We start from the raw sequence: 20077 nt of genomic DNA, 5'->3' as shown, positions 1-20077 counted from the left end.
AAAGCCCCGGCTCTGTCCGAGCCGGGGCTTTTGCGATGCGGGGGCGGCGGAGCCGCCGGCCTGTGCGAGGGACGTCCTGGATCAGACGTTGACGCCGCGGGCACGCAGGTACGAGATCGGGTTGATGTCGGAGCCGTACTCCGACGTCGTCCGCGCCTCGAAGTGGAGGTGGGGGCCGGTCGAGTTCCCGGTCGAGCCCGAGATGCCTATCCGCTCTCCCGGCTCGACGCTCTGACCGACGTAGACCCCGATGGAGGAGAGGTGACCGTACTGGGTGTACGTGCCGTCGTTCATCCGGATGACGATGTTGTTGCCGTACGCGCCGCCCCAGCCGGCCTCGACGACGGTGCCCGAGCCGACGGAGACGACGCTGCTGCCGTATGCGGCGTGGAAGTCGATGCCGGAGTGGCTGCCGGAGGACCAGAGCGAGCCGCCGGTCTGGTAGCCGGTGGACACGTACGAGCCCTCGACGGGCAGCTGGAAGGAGGCCAGGCGGCGACGCTCGGCCTCACGGGCCGCACGCTGCTCGGCCTCGCGGATCTCCTTGGCACGGGCCTCGGCCTTGCGCTTCGCCTCGGCCTTGGCCTTCGCCTTGGCGGCGACCTCGAAGGCCTCCTGCTCCTGGGCGGCGGCCTGGGCGTCGATGCGCTCGGCGAGGGAGTCCTCGGTGATCACCTTGGTGAGACCGGTGTCCTCGAGCGAGCGGTTGTCCGTGTCGGCGGCGAGCGCCGGGGAAGCCAGGGTTCCGATGACGCCGGTGGTGGCGAGCGTCGCCGCGCCGGCGATGCCCACGCCGCGGCGCGCCATCCGGCTCGGAGCACGATGCTTCCCGGTGGCACGGGTGAACGCCATGTAGGGGCTGATCCTTTCCTTCCCTCTCGCCTACCGGGTTAGCTGACGGGTTCGGAGCAGGAAGGTCTCCTACGGGCCCCTCCGTACGAGACGAAGGCACCCGATTCACCCCAGGGACTACGTGTGGGTCCCCGGCTCCCCAGGCTCGCGCCTGACGGGGACTCGGCGATGTCTGTCCGATGCCGCGGGTGCGGCACGTGCAACTGACGAACAGACGCACCGACGCTATGCGGATCGTCTTTCAATCACCAACCGGACACGCATTTTGTAAGACATGCCACAGGGCATACGACCACCCTTGATCCCAATACGGACAAAGGGGAGGACCCCGACGAACTATGCCGTCGGGGCCCTCGCTTGCCGTGTCGGCGGCGTGAATCAGCCGGTCACGACGGTCACTTCACCGATCCCGAGCGCGCGCACCGGCTCCGCGATCTGCGCCGCGTCACCGACGAGCACCGTGACGAGCCGGTCCACGGGGAAGGCACTGACCACGGCCGCGGTCGCCTCGACCGTGCCGGTCTCGGCCAGCCGCGCGTACAACTGGGCCTGGTAGTCGTCCGGGAGGTGCTGCTCGACCTGGTCGGAGAGCGTCCCGGCGACGGATGCGGCGGTCTCGTACTTGAGCGGCGCGACGCCCACCAGGTTCTGCACGGCCGTCTCCCGCTCGGCGTCGGTGAGACCCTCCGCGGCCAGCGTCCGCAGCACCTTCCACAGGTCGTCAAGAGCCGGGCCGGTGTTGGGCGTGTCGATGGAGCCGCTGATGGCGAGCATCGACGCGCCGTTCCCCCGGCCGTCCGAGCGGAGCACCTGCCCGAAGGCGCGCACGCCGTACGTGTAGCCCTTCTCCTCGCGCAGGACCCGGTCGAGCCGCGAGGTGAGGGTGCCACCGAGGCAGTACGTGCCCAGGACCTGGGCCGGCCAGACGCTGTCGTGGCGGTCGGGTCCGACCCGGCCGATCAGCAACTGGGTCTGGACGGCGCCGGGACGGTCCACGATCACGACCCGTCCGGTGTCGTCGGCGGTGATCGGCGGCATCGGGAGCGGCTCGGCCGGCTCGCCGGTCCAGGCGCCCAGGGTCTCGGCGAGGACCTTGTCCAGGTCGACACCGGTGAGGTCGCCGACGACCACGGCGGTGGCCGTGGCGGGCCGGACGTGCGCCTCGTAGAAGGCGCGGACAGCGGCGGCGTCGATCGCCTCGACGGTCTCCTCGGTGCCCTGGCGCGGCCGGGACATCCGGGCCTCGGCCGGGAAGAGCTCCTTGGAGAGCTGCTTGGCGGCGCGGCGGGACGGGTTGGCCGTCTCGTGCGGGATCTCGTCGAGGCGGTTGCGCACCAGGCGCTCGACCTCGGTCTCGAGGAAGGCCGGCGCGATCAGGGCCTCGGAGACCAGACCGAGCGCCTTGGGCAGCCGGGAGACGGGAACCTCGAGGGAGACCCGTACGCCCGGGTGGTCGGCGTGCGCGTCGAGCGTGGCGCCGCAGCGCTCCAGCTCGGCCGCGAACTCCTCGGCGCTCTGCTGGTCCGTGCCCTCGAAGAGCGCGCGGGCCATGATGGTGGCTACACCGTCGAGACCCGCGGGCTCGGCGTCCAGCGGGGCCGGCAGGAAGATCTCCACGGCCACCACCTGCTGGCCGGGGCGGTGGCTGGTGAGCACCGTCAGGCCGTTGTCCAGGGCGCCGCGGTCCGGGGCCGGGAAGGCCCAGGGCCGGGCGGTGCCGGGCGTCGGCTGCGGGTGGAAGTCCATGCTCGTCAAAGACGCGGCGGCGTCGGTCACTGGTCCGCTCCCTCTTCCTCGTCGTCGCCGTCGGCGTTGTCGCTCTGTTCGGTCGCCAGGGGCTCGTAGACCAGCACCGCGCGGTTGTCGGGGCGCAGCGTGGCGGCGGCCACCGCCTGCACCTCGTCGGCGGTGATCGCCAGGACCCGGTCGACGGCGGTCAGCGCGAGCTGCGGGTCGCCGAACAGCACGGCGTACCGGCACAGTTCGTCGGCGCGGCCCGCGACGGTGCCGAGCCGGTCGAGCCACTCGCGCTCCAACTGGGCCTGCGCGCGCTCCATCTCCTCGGGCGTGGGGCCCTCGGCGGCGAACCGGGCGAGCTCCTCGTCGACGGCCGCCTCGATCTGCGGGACCTCGACCCCGCCGGAGGTCTTCACGTCCAGCCAGCCGAGCGAGGGCGCGCCGGCGAGCCGCAGCATGCCGAAGCCGGCGGCCACGGCCGTACGGTCGCGGCGTACCAGGCGGTTGTGCAGCCGGGAGGACTCGCCGCCGCCGAGGACCGTCAGGGCCAGGTCGGCGGCGTCGCACGCGCGCGTGCCGTCGTGCGGCAGCCGGTAGGCGGCCATCAGCGCACGGGCCGGGACCTCCTCCTCGACGACCTCGCGCAGCTGCTCGCCGATGACCTCGGGCAGGTCGCCGGAGCGCGGTGCCGGCTTGCCGTCGTGGCCGGGGATGGAGCCGAAGTACTTCTCGACCCAGGCGAGGGTCTGCTCCGGGTCGATGTCGCCGACGACCGACAGCACGGCGTTGTTCGGGGCGTAGTACGTGCGGAAGAAGTTCCGCGCGTCCTCCAGGGTGGCCGCGTCCAGGTCGGCCATCGAGCCGATCGGCGTGTGGTGGTACGGGTGCCCGTCCGGGTAGGCCAGGGCGGTCAGCTTCTCGAAGGCCGTGCCGTACGGCACGTTGTCGTAGCGCTGGCGGCGCTCGTTCTTGACGACGTCCCGCTGGTTCTCCATGGACTCGTCGTCCAGGGCGGCGAGCAGCGAGCCCATGCGGTCGGCCTCCAGCCAGAGCGCGAGCTCCAGCTGGTGCGTGGGCATGGTCTCGAAGTAGTTGGTGCGCTCGAAGCTCGTCGTGCCGTTGAGCGAGCCGCCGGCGCCCTGCACGAGCTCGAAGTGCCCGTTCCCGTGGACCTGCTTCGAACCCTGGAACATCAGGTGCTCGAAGAGGTGGGCGAGGCCCGTGCGGCCCGGGACCTCGTGCCGCGAGCCGACGTCGTACCAGAGGCAGACCGCGGCGACCGGGGTCAGGTGGTCCTCCGAGAGCACCACCCGCAGGCCGTTCGCCAACCGGTGCTCGGTCGCTGTCAGGCCGCCGGAGCCGGCCTCGGCCGTGGCCGTGTGACCCATGGGCATGTACGTCCCTTCGATCGCGATGTGAAAAAGTCCTGCCACTGTATGCAAGCGCGCCGACACCTGGCGAAGTTCCCGCCCCCGGGAGATGTCCCTCTTCCGGGTCGCGGTCGGCGTTGTCGGTGGCACGGTCCACAATGGTCCGCGTCAGATCAACCTTGTTGGTGAAGGAGCCGCAGCCGCGATGGCCCGCCGCAGCACGAAGACACCGCCGCCGGACGACGCGTTCGAGGAGCGAATCCTCGACATCGACGTTGTCGACGAGATGCAGGGCTCCTTCCTCGAGTACGCGTACTCGGTGATCTATTCGCGTGCCCTCCCGGACGCCCGTGACGGCATGAAGCCCGTCCAGCGACGCATCGTCTTCCAGATGAACGAGATGGGGCTCCGGCCCGACCGGGGCTTCGTGAAGTGCGCCCGCGTCGTCGGCGAGGTGATGGGCAAGCTCCACCCGCACGGCGACGCCTCGATCTACGACGCCATGGTCCGCATGGCGCAGCCCTTCTCCATGCGTCTCCCGCTGGTCGACGGCCACGGCAACTTCGGTTCCCTGGGCAACGACGACCCGCCGGCCGCCATGCGGTACACCGAGTCCCGGATGGCCCCGGCCGCCCTGCTCATGACCGAGTCCATCGACGAGGACACGGTCGACTTCTCGCCGAACTACGACGGCCAGGAGCAGGAGCCGGTGGCGCTGCCCGCCGCCTACCCGAACCTGCTGGTCAACGGCGCCTCGGGCATCGCGGTCGGCATGGCGACCAACATGCCCCCGCACAACCTCGGCGAGGTCGTCGCGGCCGCCCGCCACCTGATCCGCCACCCGGGCGCCGACCTCGAGACGCTGATGCGTTTCGTGCCCGGCCCCGACCTGCCGACGGGCGGCCGTATCGTCGGCCTCTCCGGCATCAAGGACGCCTACGAGTCGGGGCGCGGCTCGTTCAAGATCCGTGCCACGACGAGCGTGGAGACGGTGACGGCGCGCCGCAAGGGCATCGTCGTGACCGAGCTGCCGTTCACGGTCGGCCCCGAGAAGGTCATCTCCAAGATCAAGGACCTGGTCGGTTCCAAGAAGCTCCAGGGCATCGCGGACGTCAAGGACCTGACCGACCGCAACCACGGACTGCGCCTGGTCATCGAGATCAAGAACGGCTTCGTGCCCGAGGCCGTCCTGGAGCAGCTCTACAAGCTGACGCCGATGGAGGAGTCCTTCGGCATCAACAACGTGGCGCTGGTGGACGGCCAGCCGCTGACGCTCGGCCTCAAGGAGCTCCTGGAGGTCTACCTCGACCACCGCTTCGAGGTCGTCCGGCGCCGCTCCGAGTTCCGCCGCACCAAGAAGCGCGACCGGCTCCACCTGGTGGAGGGCCTCCTCGTCGCCCTGCTCGACATCGACGAGGTCATCCGGCTGATCCGGGAGAGCGAGAACTCGGCGCAGGCCAAGGAGCGCCTGATCGAGCGCTTCTCGCTCAGCGAGATCCAGACGCAGTACATCCTGGACACGCCGCTGCGCCGCCTCACCAAGTTCGACCGGATCGAGCTGGAGACCGAGCAGGACCGGCTCAACGGCGAGATCGACGAGCTGACCGGGATCCTCGACTCGGACGCGGAGCTGCGCAAGCTGGTCTCGGCGGAACTGGCCGCGGTCGCGAAGAAGTTCGCCACCGACCGGCGTACGGTGCTGCTCGAGTCGGCGGGCGCGCCCGTCGCGGCCGTCTCCCTGGAGGTCGCGGACGACCCGTGCCGCGTGCTGCTCTCCTCGACCGGACTGCTCGCCCGTACGGCGACGGCGGAGCTGCCCCCGGTCGACCCGGATGCCGCCCGCGTCAAGCACGACGTGATCCTGTCGTCGGTGGCCGCCACCCAGCGCGGTGACATCGGCGCGGTGACCTCGGCCGGCCGGCTGCTCCGGATCGCGGTGATCGACCTGCCGCAGCTCCCGGACACCGCGTCCGCACCGAACCTGGCGGGCGGAGCGCCGCTGTCCGAGTTCCTGTCCCTGGAGGCGGACGAGACCGTGGTCTGCCTGACCACGCTCGACGAGGCCTCGCCGGGGCTCGCCCTGGGCACGCTCCAGGGCGTGGTGAAGCGGGTGGTCCCTGACTACCCGGCGAACAAGGACGAGCTGGAGGTCATCACCCTCAAGGACGGCGACCGGATCGTCGGCGCCACCGAGCTGCGGACGGGCGAGGAGGACCTGGTCTTCATCACCTCGGACGCCCAGCTCCTGCGCTACCCGGCCGCGCAGGTGCGGCCCCAGGGCCGGCCGGCCGGCGGTATGGCGGGCGTCAAGCTGGCGGACGGCGCCGACGTGATCTCGTTCACGGCGGTCGACCCGGCGGCGGACGCCGTCGTCTTCACCGTCGCGGGCTCCACGGGCACGCTCGACTCCTCGGCGGGCACGTCGGCGAAGCTGACGCCCTTCGACCAGTACCCCCGCAAGGGCCGCGCGACCGGTGGCGTCCGCTGCCAGCGCTTCCTGAAGGGCGAGGACGTCCTGATCCTGGCCTGGGCGGGCACCACCCCGGCCCGTGCCGCCCGGAAGACCGGCACCCCGGTCGAACTCCCGGACGTCGACCCCCGCCGCGACGGCTCGGGCACCCCGCTCGCCCACCCGGTGGACGTGGTGGCGAGCCCGGCGGTCTAGCCGGGGCCCGGAGGCGTCCTACGGCGCCTCCGGCTCCTCCTCCGTCTGCTGTACGTACCGCAGGACGCCCCACATGCTGTGTTCGTCGGGGGCGTCCTGCGGTCCGTTCTGCTCGCACTCCGCGAGCTCCTTGCGCAGGCCGGCCGCGTCGACGCCGGAGCCGATGAGGACGAGCTGGGTGAGCCGCTCCTCGCCCCCGGGCCATCGCTCGGGGTAGAAGCGCAGGAAACGGCCGACCGCGTGCACGGCATAGCGGTTGTCCGGGTCGGCGGCGCCGAAGTCGACGAAGCCCTTGATCCGGTAGAGACCCTCCGGCCGCGCGTCGAGGAAGGCCATCAGCCGGCGCGGGTGGAGCGGGGTGGCCGCGGTCAGGGAGACGGTCTCGTACGACGTGTGGGTGTGGGCCCGCGGGTCCCCGTCCCCGTCCCCGTCCCCGTCCCCGTCCCCGTACAGGATGTCCTCGATCGACATCTGGCCCTCGATCTCGCCCTCGGGGACCACACGGTCGAAGAGCAGCTCCGGGTCGATCCGCCCGTGCGTGGCGTCGACGACCACGGCCTTCCCGGCGAGTCCCGCCACCGTCTCGTGGACGGCGAGCAGCTCGGCCCCGGAAACCCGGTCGGTCTTGTTCACGACCACGAGGTCGGCGATCGGCAGGTGCCGGTCGGTCTCGGGGTGGCGCTCCCGGGTCGCGGAGAACTCGGCCGCGTCGACGACCTGGACGAGCCCGCCGTACACGATCCGGTCGTTCTCGCTGGCGAGGACCATCCGGACCAGTTCCTGCGGCTCGGCGAGCCCGCTCGCCTCGATCACGATCACGTCGAGCCGCGACTCGGGGCGGGTGAGGACCTCCAGGTACTCGTCGAGCTCGCTCACGTCGACGGCGCAGCACAGACAGCCGTTGCCGAGGGAGACGGTGGAGCCGACCTGCCCGGCGATTCTCATCGCGTCGATGCCGATGTCGCCGAAGTCGTTGACCATCACGCCGATACGGGTCCCCCGGGAACTGCGCAGCAGATGGTTGAGGAGCGTGGTCTTCCCTGCGCCGAGAAACCCGGCCAGGACGACGACGGGGATCTGCTGCGTGGTCAAGGGACGTGCCTCCGGTTCCTTCGGGTCCCACGGCTGTGGGATCCCCAGAATAGGTTTCCGCACGGACACCCGCGCCGACGCCGTTTCCGGTCCCGGGGCGTGGCCGCTTACCGTTTCCGGCATGAGCCCCGCACAGACCAGCCCCCCGCGCCCGCGTGCGCGCCGTCGGCGGTTCGGCTGGCCGCAGCGGGTGTTCTCGCAGGTCCTGCTGATGCAGCTGGCCATCGCGACCGGTGTCACCGTCCTCGCCACCGGGCTCTTCCTTGCCCCGCTCAGCGCCCAGCTGGACGACCAGGCGATGCGGCGCGCCCTGGCCATCGCGGGGACCACGGCGTCACCCCGGCTGGCCGCGGACCTCACCGGCACACGGCCGTCGGCGCGGGGGCCGGTGCAGACGGAGGCCGAGCGGATCCGGACCTCCACGGGAGCCGAGTACGTCGTCGTCATGGACACGCGCGGGGTGCGCTGGTCGCACACCGATCCCGCCGCGATCGGCAGGCGCGTGTCCACCGATCCGTCCGACGTCCTCGCCGGGCACGAGGTCATGGAGATCGACAGCGGCACCCTGGGCCGCTCGGCGCGCGGCAAGATGCCGCTGCGGGACGCGGACGGGCGGATCGTCGGCGCGGTCTCGGTCGGCATCGAGTACGACAGCGTCCGTGACCGGCTCCTCGCCGCGATCCCGGGCCTCCTCGCCTACGCGGGCGGGGCGCTCGCGGCCGGCGCCCTGGCCGCGTACCTGATCTCCCGGCGCCTTCAGCGGCAGACCCACGACCTGGCGTTCTCCGACATCTCGGCGCTGCTCGCCGAACGCGAGGCCATGCTGCACGGCATCCGCGAGGGGGTCGTGGCCCTGGACCGCAACGGCTCCGTCCGGCTGATGAACGACGAGGCTCAGCGGCTCCTGGGCCTCGGCCCCGAGGCGGCGGGCCGACCGCTCGACGAGGTCCTCGGCCGGGGCCGTACGGCCGACGTCCTGGCGGGCCGGGTGACGGGCGAGGACCTGCTCACCGTCCGCGGACACCGGGTGCTCATCGCCAACCGGATGCCGACGGACGACGGCGGCGCCGTGGCGACCCTCCGCGACCGCACGGAGCTGGAGCGGCTCGGGCGCGAGCTGGACTCCACCCGGGGCCTGATCGACGCGCTCCGTGCCCAGGACCACGAGCACGCCAACCGGATGCACACCCTCCTGGGGCTCCTGGAGCTGGAGATGCACGAGGAGGCGGTCGAGTTCGTCACCGAGGTGGTCGGCGTGCACCGGGCCACCGCCGAGCAGGTCACGGAGAAGGTCCACGACCCGCTCCTCGCGGCGCTCCTGGTCGGCAAGGCGACCGTCGCCGCCGAGCGGGGCGCCTCGCTGCGGCTCACCCCCGACTCGCTGCTGCCGGACCGGCTCGTCGACCCGCGCGAGCTGGTCACCGTCGTCGGCAACCTGGTCGACAACGCCCTGGACGCCGTCGCCGGCACCCCGGGCGCCCGCATCGACGTCTCGTTCCGCACCGAGGGGCGTACGGTCGTGCTGCGGGTCGCGGACAGCGGTCCGGGGGTTCCCGAGGAGCGCCGAGAGCTGATCTTCACCGAGGGCTGGTCGACGAAGGCTCTTCCGTCGCACGGAAAGCGCGGCCTCGGTCTCGCGCTGGTACGCCGGCTCGCCGAGCGGCGTGGCGGCTCCGCGCGGGTGACCGACGGGCTCGACGGAGGCGCGGAGTTCACGGTCGTCCTCCCGGACGCCCTGACCGAGCCGGAGCCGGACCTGGCTGTCCGGGGACCGGAGCCCGAACCGGACGCGGCTGTACGGGGGCCGGCTGCGGGGTCCGTCGAGGAGGCCCGATGATCGACGTCCTGGTCGTCGACGACGATGTGCTGGTCGCCCGGATCAACGCCGCCTACGTCGCCAAGGTGCCCGGCTTCCGCGTCGCCGCCACCGCCCACTCGACCGCCGAGGCGCTCGCCGCCCTGGACCAGCAGCCGGTGGACCTGATCCTCCTGGACCACTACCTGCCCGACGAGAACGGGCTGGCCGCCGTACGGGAGCTCCGCGCGCGTGGTCACCAGTGCGACGTGATCATGGTGACGGCTGCGCGGGACGTGGCCACCGTGCAGGCGGCGATGCGGCACGGCGCCCTCCAGTACCTGGTCAAGCCGTTCAACTTCGCCGGGCTGCGCGCCAAGCTGGAGGCGTACGCGACGCTGCGCCGCACCCTGGAGTGCGGGGGCGAGGCGGAGCAGGCCGAGGTGGACAGGATCTTCGGAGTCCTCTCGGCGGGCTCCGTGGCCCCCGACCTGCCGAAGGGGCACTCCCCCACGACGGCCGAGCTGGTCCGCCAGGTGCTGCTCGCCGCCGGTGGGGCGCTGTCCGCCCAGGAGATCGCCGAGCGGGCCGGCGTCAGCCGCCAGACCGCCCAGCGCTACCTCAAACTCCTCGAACGCACCGGCAGGGTCCGCCTCTCGCTCCGGTACGGCGAGACGGGCCGCCCGGAACACCGCTACGCCTGGGCGACCTCGCCGCCCCACGGCTGAGGCCCACCTCGCCTGCCGCCGGCTGATGCCGTCCGCCGGTGGAGGTCTGGTTCCCGAGGTTCGTCAGGCGGCACCGGCGCCGGTCAGCGACCGGACCTCGGTCTCGGCGTGCCGCGCCTCGTCGGACGGCTCGGTCGACGTCACGGTCCCGATCCACCCGGCGAGGAAGCCCAGCGGAATGGAGACCGCTCCCGGGTTCTGCAGCGGGAAGAGGTGGAAGTCGACACCGGGGAACAGTGATTCGGGACTGCCGGAGACCACCGGCGAGACCAGGACGAGCAGCACGGCCGGGATCAGACCGCCGTACACCGACCAGACCGCACCCCGAGTGGTGAACCTCCGCCAGAACAGCGAGTAGAGCAGCACCGGCAGATTGGCGGAGGCCGCGACCGCGAAGGCCAGTCCGACGAGGAAGGCCACGTTGAGGTCGCGGGCGAGCAGCCCCAGGCCGATCGCGGCCGCGCCGATCCCCGCGGCGGCGACCCGGGCCACGGCCACCTCGCTGTACTGCTTCGCGTGCCGGCGGCGCAGCGAGGCGTACAGGTCATGGGCGACAGAGGCCGAGGAGGCGAGGGTGATCCCCGCGACGACGGCGAGGATGGTCGCGAAGGCGACGGCCGCGACGATCGCGAAGAGCACGGTGCCGCCGGTGGAGCCCGCGCCGCCGCCGAGGTCGAGGGCGAGCAGCGGTACGGCGGTGTTCCCCGACGCGTTGGACGCGCGGACCTCGTCGGGGCCGATCAGGGCGGCCGCGCCGAAGCCCAGCACGATGGTCATCAGGTAGAAGCTGCCGATGAGCCCGATGGACCAGACGACCGAACGTCTGGCGGCGCGGGCGGTCGGCACGGTGTAGAAGCGCGACAGGATGTGGGGCAGACCCGCCGTGCCGAGGACCAGGGCGAGGCCGAGGCTCATGAAGTCGAGGCGGGACGTCCAGTCGCCGCCATAACGGAGCCCGGGAGCGAGGAAGTCCAGGCCGTGACCACTGCGTTCGGCCGCCGTGGAGAGCAGGCTGTTCACATCTCCGTGGAACCGCAGCAGGACCAGCACGGTGAGCGCGATCGTGCCCGCCATGAGCAGGACCGCCTTGACGATCTGGATCCAGGTGGTGGCCCGCATGCCGCCGAGCGACACGTAGATCACCATCAGCGCGCCGACACCGATCACGGTCCAGGAGCGGGCCGCCTCACTGGTGCCGCCGAGCAGCAGCGCGACCAGGCTTCCGGCTCCCACCATCTGGGCCACCAGGTACAGCACGGAGACGGCCACCGAGGACGTGCCCGCGGCGATCCGCACCGGGCGCTCGGCCATCCGCGCGGCGACGACGTCGGCGAGGGTGAACCGCCCGCAGTTGCGGACCAGTTCGGCCACGAGCAGCAGCACGACCAGCCAGGCGACCAGGAACCCGACGGAGTACAGCATGCCGTCGTAGCCGTAGAGGGCGATCAGCCCGGAGATACCGAGGAACGACGCCGCGGACATGTAGTCGCCGGCGATGGCGAAGCCGTTCTCCAGGGGCGAGAAGAGCCGGCCCCCGGCGTAGAACTCCTCTGCCGAACCGCGCCGGTTGCGGCTCACCCAGGTGGTGATCCCCAGGGTGACGGCGATGAAGACGCTGAACAGCACGAGCGCCAGTGTCTGGTGGTTCGCGGTCACGGCTGCGTCACCCCTCGGGTCATCTCCTGGGTGTCCCAGCGCAGGTCGAGCGCGGCCCGGTCCCGTCGCAGCCGCGCGTGGCGCGCGTACGCCCAGGTCAGCAGGAAGGTGGTGAGGAACTGCCCGAGCCCCGCGACCATCGCCACGTTGACCACCCCGGCGACCGGCCGCGCCATGAGCCCGGGAGCGGCGGTCGCCGCCACAACGTAGGCGAGGTACCAGAGGAGGAACGCCAGGGCGGCCGGGAAGACGAACCGGCGGTAGCGGCTGCGCACCTCCTGGAAGGCAGGACTCCGCTGCACTTCCAGATAGATCTCCGCCGCGCTGTGGACCCGCTGTCGCGGCACCGCGTCGGGGCGGCCGTCACCGGGAGCCCCGGCCCCGACGCGCTCGTCCCGGCCGGAGGCCGTCGCGTCGTACCAGGGGTCGTCGAAGGGCACCGCCGAAGCGTCGAGCCCCTCCTGCCTGTCCACCTGCTCCACCGGCCAACTCTCCTTGTCAAGCGAACCGTTTCGGCCGCGTGCCCAAGGATGGACAGAGCGGGAAGATCCCGGACTCTTCTCCTCCCGCTGTTCACCCCATCAGGTGACTCTCCGCCCAGGTGCCCTGACCAGACCGTGCTGATATGCGTACCGCACGGCCTGCGCCCGGTCGCGCACCCCCGTCTTGGCGAAGAGGTTGTTGATATGGGTCTTCACGGTGGCCGTGGAGATCCGCAGCCGCCCGGCGATCTCCTGGTTGGAGAGCCCGTCGGCGACGAGCACGAGCACCTCCGTCTCCCGCTCGGTGAGCCCGTCGGCCTCCGGGGCCACGGGCGCGGCGGGCGCGTCCGGATCCGCCGACCCGGGGCCGGCCCCACCCGACGGGCCCGCCCGCTCGGGCCCCTCCCTCCGTTCCAACAGCTGCTCCAGCAACCGCCGCTGCACCGTGGGGGAAAGCCCCGCCCGCCCGTCGGTCACGTCCCGCAGGGCCCGTACGATCTCGTCCCCGTCCGCGTCCTTGGTCAGGTACCCGCGCGCCCCGGCCCGCAGCGCCGGGAACAGCGAGTCGTCGTCGGCGTAGGTGGTGAGCACCACGATCTCCGTCCCGGGGTGCCCCTCACGGATCCGTCGGGTGGCCTCGACACCGTCGCAACGCGGCATGCGCAGATCCATCAGGACCACGTCGGGCGCGAGTTCTGCGGTCAGCGCGACCGCCTCCTCCCCGTCCCGTGCGGACCCGACGACCTCGACCCCGGCAAGGAGCCCGAGCAGCATCACGATCCCCTCACGCACCACGGCCTGATCGTCGGCGACCACCACCCGCACCGCCCGAGCCCCCTCCCGGAAATCGATCTCCTCCGGCCGCGACAGACCCCCGGCCCTCTCCTCGGCCCTCATGCCGGCACCCGCAGCCGCACGGCGAATCCCGGCCCGTCCGGCCCCGCGTCCAGACTGCCGCCGAGCAGTTCCGCCCGCTCCCTCATCCCGACGAGTCCGTACCCGGAGCCGGACGAGCCGAGCCCGTACCCCTCTCCCCCACCCTCGGCCGTGACAGGTGGCCCGGAGTCACATATCTCCAGGGCGATCTCATCGGCCTCGTACGCGAACCGGATCCGGGTCCGGGCGCCGGGGGCGTGCTTGCGCACGTTCGTCAGCGCCTCCTGCGCGACCCGTCGCACCGCCTGAGAGGCCTCTGCCGGCAGGTTCCGACGTTCTCCGCTGACATCGACCTCGGCACGGTCCTGCCGCGCCAGCTCCCGCAGGTACTCCTCGACGGGCACCATGTCACCGCGCAGTGCCGACAGCGCGTGCCGGGTCTCCGCGAGCCCCTCTCTGGCCATGGAGCGGGCCGAGGTGACGAGCTTGAGGATCTCACTCCGGTCCGCACCCGCCTCGATCTGGAGCCGTGCGACCTCCAGGTGCACCATCTGGGCGGAGAGGCTGTGGGCGAGCACGTCGTGTATCTCGCGGGCGATCCTGGCTCTCTCGGCCAGCGCGGCCGACGCGGCCTCGGCCTCCCGGGCGAGCCGCTCCTGAGCGAGCAGCTGGAACCCCGCCCCGCGGGCGTGGGCGTCCAGCCGGAGCGAGTAACCCGCGAGCAGCACGGCCCCGGTCGTGAGGCCGGCTCCCAGGATCCCGGTCTCGTCCGCCTCCACGAAGCCGGGGACGAGCACGACCACGGTGGCCAGGGCGAAGGGCAGCGGCAGCCGTTCCATCGCCATGATCGAGACGACTATCCACATGACGGTCGCGGGTGTGGGCGCCCCGGCCGCGTAGGCCCCGAGGCCGCACAGGGCTATCACCCCGAGCAGCCCCAGCGAGGCCGCGAGCCGGTGGTCGAGGGTCGTGTGGTGGTAGCCGAGCGCCGCCGCCACACAGAGCCCGAAGCCGAGGGGAGGCAGCGGCGTGTACCAGCCGTCGAACCCGCCCGAGGTGTAGCAGCCGGCGAGCACCCAGACACTCAGGGCCGTGATCATGCTGTAGTCCAGGACGATCCGGCCCCGGGGCACTCCCAGCCGGGTGAGCGCCTCCCGCGAGGGCCAGGAGCTCCAGGAGCTTTCCTGGGCCGTGCCGGTCCTCCCGTCCGCCCGCTCGCGCTTCTCGTTCATGCCTGTCCCCCTCCGTCACATCCATGCTACGGAGAGTCGAAGGGCGTGTGATCGGCCCGTGGGTGGAGCGTGTGGCTCCACCCACGGGTGGAGCGCCTCAGGCGTCGATGCGCGAACGGTCGAGGGTCGCCGCGGAGCCGGTGATGAACTCCTTGCGGGGCGCCACGTCGTTGCCCATGAGGAGGTCGAAGACCTGCTCCGCCGCGTCCAGGTCGCCGATGTTGATCCGGCGCAGGGTGCGGTGGCGCGGGTCCATCGTGGTCTCCGCGAGCTGGTCGGCGTCCATCTCGCCCAGACCCTTGTAGCGCTGGATGGAGTCCTTGTAGCGGACTCCCTTGCGCTGGTACTCCAGCAGGGTCTGGCGCAGCTCGTTGTCCGAGTACGTGTAGACGTACTTGTCCTGGCCCTTCTTGGGCTGGACGAGCTCGATCCGGTGCAGCGGGGGCACGGCGGCGAAGACCCGCCCGGCCTCGACCATCGGCCGCATGTAGCGCTGGAAGAGCGTCAGCAGCAGACAGCGGATGTGGGCGCCGTCGACGTCGGCGTCGACCAGGAGGACGATCTTCCCGTAGCGGGCCGCGTCGATGTCGAAGGTGCGGCCCGACCCCGCTCCTATGACCTGGATGATCGCCCCGCACTCGGCGTTCTTCAGCATGTCCGAGACGGACGACTTCTGAACGTTGAGAATCTTGCCGCGGATCGGCAGCAGGGCCTGGAACTCGCTGTTGCGAGCGAGCTTGGCCGTACCGAGGGCCGAGTCCCCCTCGACGATGAAGAGCTCGCTGCGCTCCACGTCGTCGCTGCGGCAGTCGGCCAGCTTCGCCGGCAGCGAGGAGGACTCCAGAGCGGTCTTCCTGCGCTGCGCCTCCTTGTGCTGGCGGGCGGCGATGCGCGTGCGGGCGGCGGCGACGGCCTTGTCCAGGACGGCACGGGCCTGCGCCTTGGCGTCCCGCTTGGTCGAGGTGAGGAAGGCCTTGAGCTCCTTCGCGACCACGTTCGCCACGATCCGGCGGGCCGCGGACGTGCCGAGGACCTCCTTGGTCTGCCCCTCGAACTGCGGCTCGGCGAGGCGCACCGTCACGACGGCGGTGAGGCCCTCGAGGGCGTCGTCCTTGACGATGTCGTCCTCGGCGACGCGCAGCATCTTCGAGGAGCGCAGCACTTCGTTCACCGTCTTGGTGACGGCCTGCTCGAAGCCCGAGACGTGGGTGCCGCCCTTGGGCGTGGCGATGATGTTGACGAAGGACTTGACCGTGCTGTCGTAGCCGGTGCCCCAGCGCAGCGCCACGTCGACGGCGAGCTCACGCGTGACCTCGGTCGGGGTCATGTGGCCACGCTCGTCGAGGACCGGGACGGTCTCCTTGAAGGTGCCCTGGCCGGTGAGGCGCTGGATGTCGCAGACGGCCTTGTCCTGCGCGAGGTACTCGCAGAACTCGCTGATGCCGCCGTCGAAGCGGAAGGTCTCCTCGCTCTTGCCGACCCCCGCCAGATCCCGCTCGTCGCGGACGACGATGGTGAGGCCGGGCACGAGGAAGGCGGTCTGCCGGGCGCGCTGGTGCAGCGTCTCCAGGGAGAGCTTGGCGTCCTTGAGGAAGATCTGCCGGTCCGCCCAGTAGCGCACGCGCGTGCCGGTGCGGGTCTTGGGGACGCGCTTGCCCTTGCGCAGACCGTTGCCCGGATCGAAGGGGCTGTCGGGGCCCTGCTCCGTGAAGATGCCCGGCACACCCCGGCGGAAGCTGATCGTGTGCGTGGCGCTGTTCCGGTCGACCTCGACGTCGAGGCGAGCCGACAGCGCGTTGACCACGGAGGCGCCGACGCCGTGCAGACCGCCGGACGCGGCGTACGATCCGCCGCCGAACTTTCCGCCGGCGTGCAGCTTGGTCATGACGACCTCGACTCCGGAGAGTCCGGTCTTCGGCTCCACGTCGACCGGGATGCCCCGGCCGTTGTCCTGGACCTCGACGGAGCCGTCGTCGTGGAGGATGACCTCGATGTGGTCGCAGTAGCCCCCGAGGGCCTCGTCGACGGAGTTGTCGATGATCTCCCAGATGCAGTGCATCAGGCCGCGGCTGTCGGTGGACCCGATGTACATACCGGGGCGCTTGCGGACCGCTTCGAGCCCTTCGAGTACGAGCAGGTGCCGCGCGGTGTAGTTGGAAGCGTCACGGTCTGCGGTCAGCAGCGCACTGGACGGCACGGACGTTTCGGCGGTCACGCGGTTCGCTCCTCGCTGAATTTGAAATCTGGCCCAGTGGGGTAAGGCCCGGCGTCGGTCACCCGTCAGAGGGTACCGATGCCTGGTAGAGCCGTTGTTACGCCACCCTCCCCTATTCCTCATGCTAGTCCAGAGTCGCATGGATGTTCGATCCCTCGATGGGGTGACGCGAACATCACGTTCCCTTCCGCGCATGAACCATTTAGGCTCCGGGCACGTCCTCATGAACAACCGGCAACCACGCCGGGAGGATCGACCGACACAAGCAACGCGAAATCCGTAGAGCGACGCAATACGGCTCATTCGCCGCCAACCGGCAGCAGACAGCCACCTGCGAAGAAGTTTGAAGGAAAAGCCGCGAGCGGGAACGTTTTCGGCCTGGTTGGATGTTGACCCTGGTACGACAGCTCGTCGAGCTAGAGAAGAGGCGACGTGACTACTGTTCTGACCCCCGCGAGCCCCCTGACGGCCGCTGACCGTTGCGACCGCTGCGGCGCCCAGGCTTACCTGCGTGTCGTCCTGACCAGCGGAGGTGACTTGCTCTTCTGCGCCCACCACGGACGTAAGTTCGAGCCGGAACTCAAGAAGATCGCCGTTGAGATACAGGATGAGACGGACCGCCTGACGGACGTGCCGGCCCGCACGCAGGGCGACGACCACTGACGTCTCGCCTCCACGACGAGCCCAGATCCGGCCAATGACCGGACAACGGGCGGCCACCCCCGCACTCGCAGGGGGGTGGCCGCCCGTTCTCGTACCGCCACTGTCCGCTGTGGATCAGAAGCTCTCCGGCAGGACCGCGGAGACGCGGGTGTAGACCCCCGGGTTCTCCGCCTGCCCACAGCCGCTGCCCCAGGACACCAGGCCGACGAGGAGCCCCTTCGCCACGAGCGGGCCTCCGCTGTCGCCCTGGCACGCGTCCTTGCCGCCGCGCGGGTCGCCCGCGCACAGCATGGTGTCGCCCCGGTAGGGGACGCCGAACCCTCCCGGGTACGCTCGCTCGCACGCGCCGTCCGGCAGCACCTGGACCCGCGCCGTCCGCAGCGCGGAGGCATAGGTCCCGCTGCCGGTGGTGTCGCCCCAGCCGTAGACGTCCGCCTCCGTGCCGGGCGTGTACGCCGCGTCTCCCGTGCGGGCGACGCCGATCACGTACGACTGCGGCAGCGCGCTCACCAGCGTCAGTACCGCGAGGTCACCCGAGTTCGTCGTCGGGTCGTAGTCGGGATTGACCCAGGTGTCCGAGATCCGCACCTCCTGCCCGCCCTGCCCGCGCAGCGCGGCGCGGCCCGCGATGACGACGAAATCGCGCACCTCCCACGGTTCGCCGCCGAGGACCTCACGCCCCAGGCAGTGGGCCGCCGTGAGCACCTTGGTCGGCGCCACGAGCACGCCGCCGCAGAACTGCCCCGCGCGCGTACCTCCGAACCGGTCACGGCTGGACAGCGCCACGACCCAGGGCGCGTCCGTGATCTGGGCCTGCCGGCCGCCCACCACGACGCTGTCGGCGGCCACGGGTGCGGCCGTGGCCAGCTGTCCCGCCGCCGCCGCGATCAGGCCCAGAGCACCCGTCAATGCTCGGGTGAGGGAACCACGCATGGAGCCTCCTGACTCTCCGGTGATGTCGCTTCACCCAGAGTCCAGCACACGGCCCCGCGGTGCACCCCGCACACAGCCGGAGGGCCCGGCTCCCCCTCGGGGAACCGGGCCCTTCCGCATACCGCTCCTGCCTCGTGTCCGTCACTCTCACGGACGTCCGAGGCACGGATCAGTCGAGGTAGTCGCGCAGCACCTGCGAGCGCGACGGGTGGCGCAGCTTCGACATGGTCTTCGACTCGATCTGGCGGATCCGCTCGCGGGTCACGCCGTAGACCTTGCCGATCTCGTCCAGCGTCTTCGGCTGACCGTCGGTGAGGCCGAAGCGCATCGAGACGACGCCGGCCTCACGCTCGGAGAGCGTGTCGAGCACGGAGTGCAGCTGCTCCTGGAGAAGCGTGAAGCTCACCGCGTCGGCCGGAACGACCGCCTCGGAGTCCTCGATCAGGTCGCCGAACTCGCTGTCGCCGTCCTCACCCAGCGGGGTGTGGAGGGAGATCGGCTCACGACCGTACTTCTGGACCTCGATGACCTTCTCAGGGGTCATGTCGAGCTCCTTGGCCAGCTCCTCCGGGGTGGGCTCACGGCCCAGGTCCTGGAGCATCTGACGCTGCACACGCGCGAGCTTGTTGATGACCTCGACCATGTGCACCGGGATACGGATGGTGCGGGCCTGGTCGGCCATGGCGCGGGTGATCGCCTGACGGATCCACCAGGTGGCGTACGTGGAGAACTTGTAGCCCTTGGTGTAGTCGAACTTCTCGACCGCGCGGATCAGACCCAGGTTGCCCTCCTGGATCAGGTCCAGGAAGAGCATGCCGCGGCCGGTGTAGCGCTTGGCCAGCGAGACCACCAGACGGAGGTTGGCCTCCAGGAGGTGGTTCTTGGCCCGGCGGCCGTCCTCGGCGATGATCTCCAGCTCGCGCTTGAGCTTCGGCGCGAGCTTGTCCGAGTTCGCGAGCTTGTCCTCGGCGAACAGGCCGGCCTCGATGCGCTTGGCGAGCTCGACCTCCTGCTCGGCATTGAGGAGCGGGACCTTGCCGATCTGCTTGAGGTAGTCCTTGACCGGGTCGGCGGTGGCACCGGCGACGGCGACCTGCTGCGCCGGAGCGTCGTCCTCGTCCTCGTCGGACAGGACGAAGCCCTTGCTCTCGCCCTCGGTCTCTTCTTCCTCGCCCTTGCCGGGCGCGACGTCCTCGAGCAGCTCTTCGCCCTCGACGGCTTCGTCGGCGTCCTTCTTGGACGCGGTCTTCTTGGCCGCCGTCTTCTTGGCGACGGTCTTCTTGGCCACCGTCTTCTTGGCGACGGTCTTCTTCGCAGCCGCCTTCTTGGCGGCGGATCCGGCCTCGTCGGCCGGGTCGTCGCCCTCTGCCGCGGAGGCCGTGGCGGCCGTGACGGTCGTCTTCGTCACGGTCGTCCTGGCGGTGACGGTCTTGGTGGCGGTGCGCTTGGCCGGGCTCTTCGCGGCGACGCTCTTGCGGGCGCGCTTCGGCGACTCCGCTGCACTGACCATCAGCGTCACACCCTCTTCCTCGAGGATCTGATTGAGGCTGCGCAGAACATTCTTCCACTGGGTTGGCGGAATCTGGTCAGCCTCGAAGGCCCGACGCACGTCATCGCCGGCGATCTGCCCATCAGCCTTTCCCCGCTCGATGAGCGCCATCACAGACTCGGACTCGGCGATCTCCGGCGGGAGCGTACGGGATGTGCTGGCCGACACGAACAACCTCTCGGAACGATGGAAACGGCTTCCGGCCCCGCCCTGGAGGGCTGGAGCCGACGAC

Annotated in this window: 15 protein-coding genes and 1 riboswitch; of the genes, 4 read left to right on the top strand and 11 right to left on the bottom strand. The window is 70.9% G+C overall.

Annotated features, from left to right (window positions below):
• Positions 1–81 precede the first annotated feature (81 nt).
• The 3 genes from IF00_RS0135580 to IF00_RS0135570 form a co-directional block, all read right to left on the bottom strand.
• Entirely contained in the window at positions 82–852 is a 771-nt protein-coding gene (locus tag IF00_RS0135580; RefSeq protein ID WP_030325393.1) for a M23 family metallopeptidase, read from the bottom strand.
• A gap of 12 nt (positions 853–864) precedes the next feature.
• A riboswitch (cyclic di-AMP (ydaO/yuaA leader) is annotated at positions 865–1030 on the bottom strand.
• Positions 1031–1230: 200 nt separating this feature from the next.
• Positions 1231–2598 (bottom strand): M16 family metallopeptidase, encoded by a 1368-nt coding sequence (locus IF00_RS0135575; protein WP_030325391.1) that lies wholly within the window; start codon positions 2596–2598, stop codon positions 1231–1233.
• A gap of 26 nt (positions 2599–2624) precedes the next feature.
• Positions 2625–3983: a M16 family metallopeptidase gene (locus IF00_RS0135570; protein ID WP_030325389.1), complete on the bottom strand. Its 1359-nt coding sequence runs from the start codon at positions 3981–3983 to the stop codon at positions 2625–2627.
• A 181-nt stretch (positions 3984–4164) separates the two neighbouring features.
• On the opposite strand from IF00_RS0135570, the gene IF00_RS0135565 reads away from it, so the two are divergent.
• The gene (locus IF00_RS0135565; RefSeq protein ID WP_030325387.1) at positions 4165–6624 is read left to right on the top strand and encodes a DNA gyrase/topoisomerase IV subunit A; all 2460 of its coding nucleotides are present in this window, start codon (positions 4165–4167) and stop codon (positions 6622–6624) included.
• A gap of 18 nt (positions 6625–6642) precedes the next feature.
• Here the strand turns inward: IF00_RS0135565 and IF00_RS0135560 are convergent, their stop codons facing one another.
• Entirely contained in the window at positions 6643–7716 is a 1074-nt protein-coding gene (locus tag IF00_RS0135560) for a CobW family GTP-binding protein (protein ID WP_030325385.1), read from the bottom strand.
• A 121-nt stretch (positions 7717–7837) separates the two neighbouring features.
• Between IF00_RS0135560 and IF00_RS0135555 the strand changes: the two genes are divergently transcribed.
• Positions 7838–9553, top strand: coding sequence for a sensor histidine kinase (locus tag IF00_RS0135555; protein WP_051820779.1), 1716 nt, complete (start codon positions 7838–7840; stop codon positions 9551–9553).
• Entirely contained in the window at positions 9550–10239 is a 690-nt protein-coding gene (locus IF00_RS0135550; protein ID WP_030325381.1) for a response regulator, read from the top strand. Before IF00_RS0135555 ends, IF00_RS0135550 begins: the two co-directional genes overlap by 4 nt.
• 63 nt (positions 10240–10302) lie before the next feature.
• On the opposite strand, the gene IF00_RS0135545 is transcribed toward IF00_RS0135550, so the two are convergent.
• From IF00_RS0135545 to IF00_RS0135525, 5 genes are all read right to left on the bottom strand, one after another.
• A complete protein-coding gene (locus IF00_RS0135545) occupies positions 10303–11895 on the bottom strand; it encodes a solute symporter family protein (protein WP_030325378.1) in 1593 nt (530 codons plus the stop codon).
• Positions 11892–12377, bottom strand: a complete 486-nt coding sequence (locus IF00_RS0135540) for a DUF485 domain-containing protein (protein WP_030325377.1) — start codon at positions 12375–12377, stop codon at positions 11892–11894. The genes IF00_RS0135545 and IF00_RS0135540 overlap by 4 nt, the downstream gene beginning before the upstream one ends.
• A 99-nt stretch (positions 12378–12476) precedes the next feature.
• Positions 12477–13274, bottom strand: a complete 798-nt coding sequence (locus IF00_RS0135535) for a response regulator (protein WP_078944984.1) — start codon at positions 13272–13274, stop codon at positions 12477–12479.
• Positions 13271–14485: a sensor histidine kinase gene (locus IF00_RS0135530; RefSeq protein WP_030325371.1), complete on the bottom strand. Its 1215-nt coding sequence runs from the start codon at positions 14483–14485 to the stop codon at positions 13271–13273. Before IF00_RS0135530 ends, IF00_RS0135535 begins: the two co-directional genes overlap by 4 nt.
• A 97-nt stretch (positions 14486–14582) precedes the next feature.
• Entirely contained in the window at positions 14583–16700 is a 2118-nt protein-coding gene (locus tag IF00_RS0135525; RefSeq protein WP_030325369.1) for a DNA gyrase/topoisomerase IV subunit B, read from the bottom strand.
• A 432-nt stretch (positions 16701–17132) separates the two neighbouring features.
• On the opposite strand from IF00_RS0135525, the gene IF00_RS0135520 reads away from it, so the two are divergent.
• Positions 17133–17363: a DUF7455 domain-containing protein gene (locus IF00_RS0135520; protein WP_015036683.1), complete on the top strand. Its 231-nt coding sequence runs from the start codon at positions 17133–17135 to the stop codon at positions 17361–17363.
• 114 nt (positions 17364–17477) lie between these two features.
• On the opposite strand, the gene IF00_RS0135515 is transcribed toward IF00_RS0135520, so the two are convergent.
• Positions 17478–18296, bottom strand: coding sequence for a serine protease (locus tag IF00_RS0135515; RefSeq protein ID WP_030325367.1), 819 nt, complete (start codon positions 18294–18296; stop codon positions 17478–17480).
• Positions 18297–18465: 169 nt separating this feature from the next.
• Positions 18466–20013, bottom strand: coding sequence for an RNA polymerase sigma factor (locus IF00_RS0135510; RefSeq protein WP_030325365.1), 1548 nt, complete (start codon positions 20011–20013; stop codon positions 18466–18468).
• Between the last annotated feature and the right edge of the window lie 64 nt (positions 20014–20077).

Origin of the sequence: Streptomyces flavochromogenes (assembly GCF_000717595.1) — a bacterium.
GTDB lineage: Bacteria > Actinomycetota > Actinomycetes > Streptomycetales > Streptomycetaceae > Streptomyces > Streptomyces flavochromogenes.
Note: the sequence above shows the minus strand (reverse complement) of the source record. Positions and strands in the feature narration are given on the sequence as shown.

What these genes read in the sequence shown, in the direction of transcription:
- IF00_RS0135580 (WP_030325393.1), bottom strand. Translation starts at nt 852, where the DNA reads ATGGCGTTCACCCGTGCCACCGGGAAGCATCGTGCTCCGAGCCGGATG.
- IF00_RS0135575 (WP_030325391.1), bottom strand. Translation starts at nt 2,598, where the DNA reads ATGGACTTCCACCCGCAGCCGACGCCCGGCACCGCCCGGCCCTGGGCC.
- IF00_RS0135570 (WP_030325389.1), bottom strand. Translation starts at nt 3,983, where the DNA reads ATGCCCATGGGTCACACGGCCACGGCCGAGGCCGGCTCCGGCGGCCTG.
- IF00_RS0135565 (WP_030325387.1), top strand. Translation starts at nt 4,165, where the DNA reads ATGGCCCGCCGCAGCACGAAGACACCGCCGCCGGACGACGCGTTCGAG.
- IF00_RS0135555 (WP_051820779.1), top strand. Translation starts at nt 7,838, where the DNA reads ATGAGCCCCGCACAGACCAGCCCCCCGCGCCCGCGTGCGCGCCGTCGG.
- IF00_RS0135550 (WP_030325381.1), top strand. Translation starts at nt 9,550, where the DNA reads ATGATCGACGTCCTGGTCGTCGACGACGATGTGCTGGTCGCCCGGATC.
- IF00_RS0135535 (WP_078944984.1), bottom strand. Translation starts at nt 13,274, where the DNA reads ATGAGGGCCGAGGAGAGGGCCGGGGGTCTGTCGCGGCCGGAGGAGATC.
- IF00_RS0135530 (WP_030325371.1), bottom strand. Translation starts at nt 14,485, where the DNA reads ATGAACGAGAAGCGCGAGCGGGCGGACGGGAGGACCGGCACGGCCCAG.
- IF00_RS0135515 (WP_030325367.1), bottom strand. Translation starts at nt 18,296, where the DNA reads ATGCGTGGTTCCCTCACCCGAGCATTGACGGGTGCTCTGGGCCTGATC.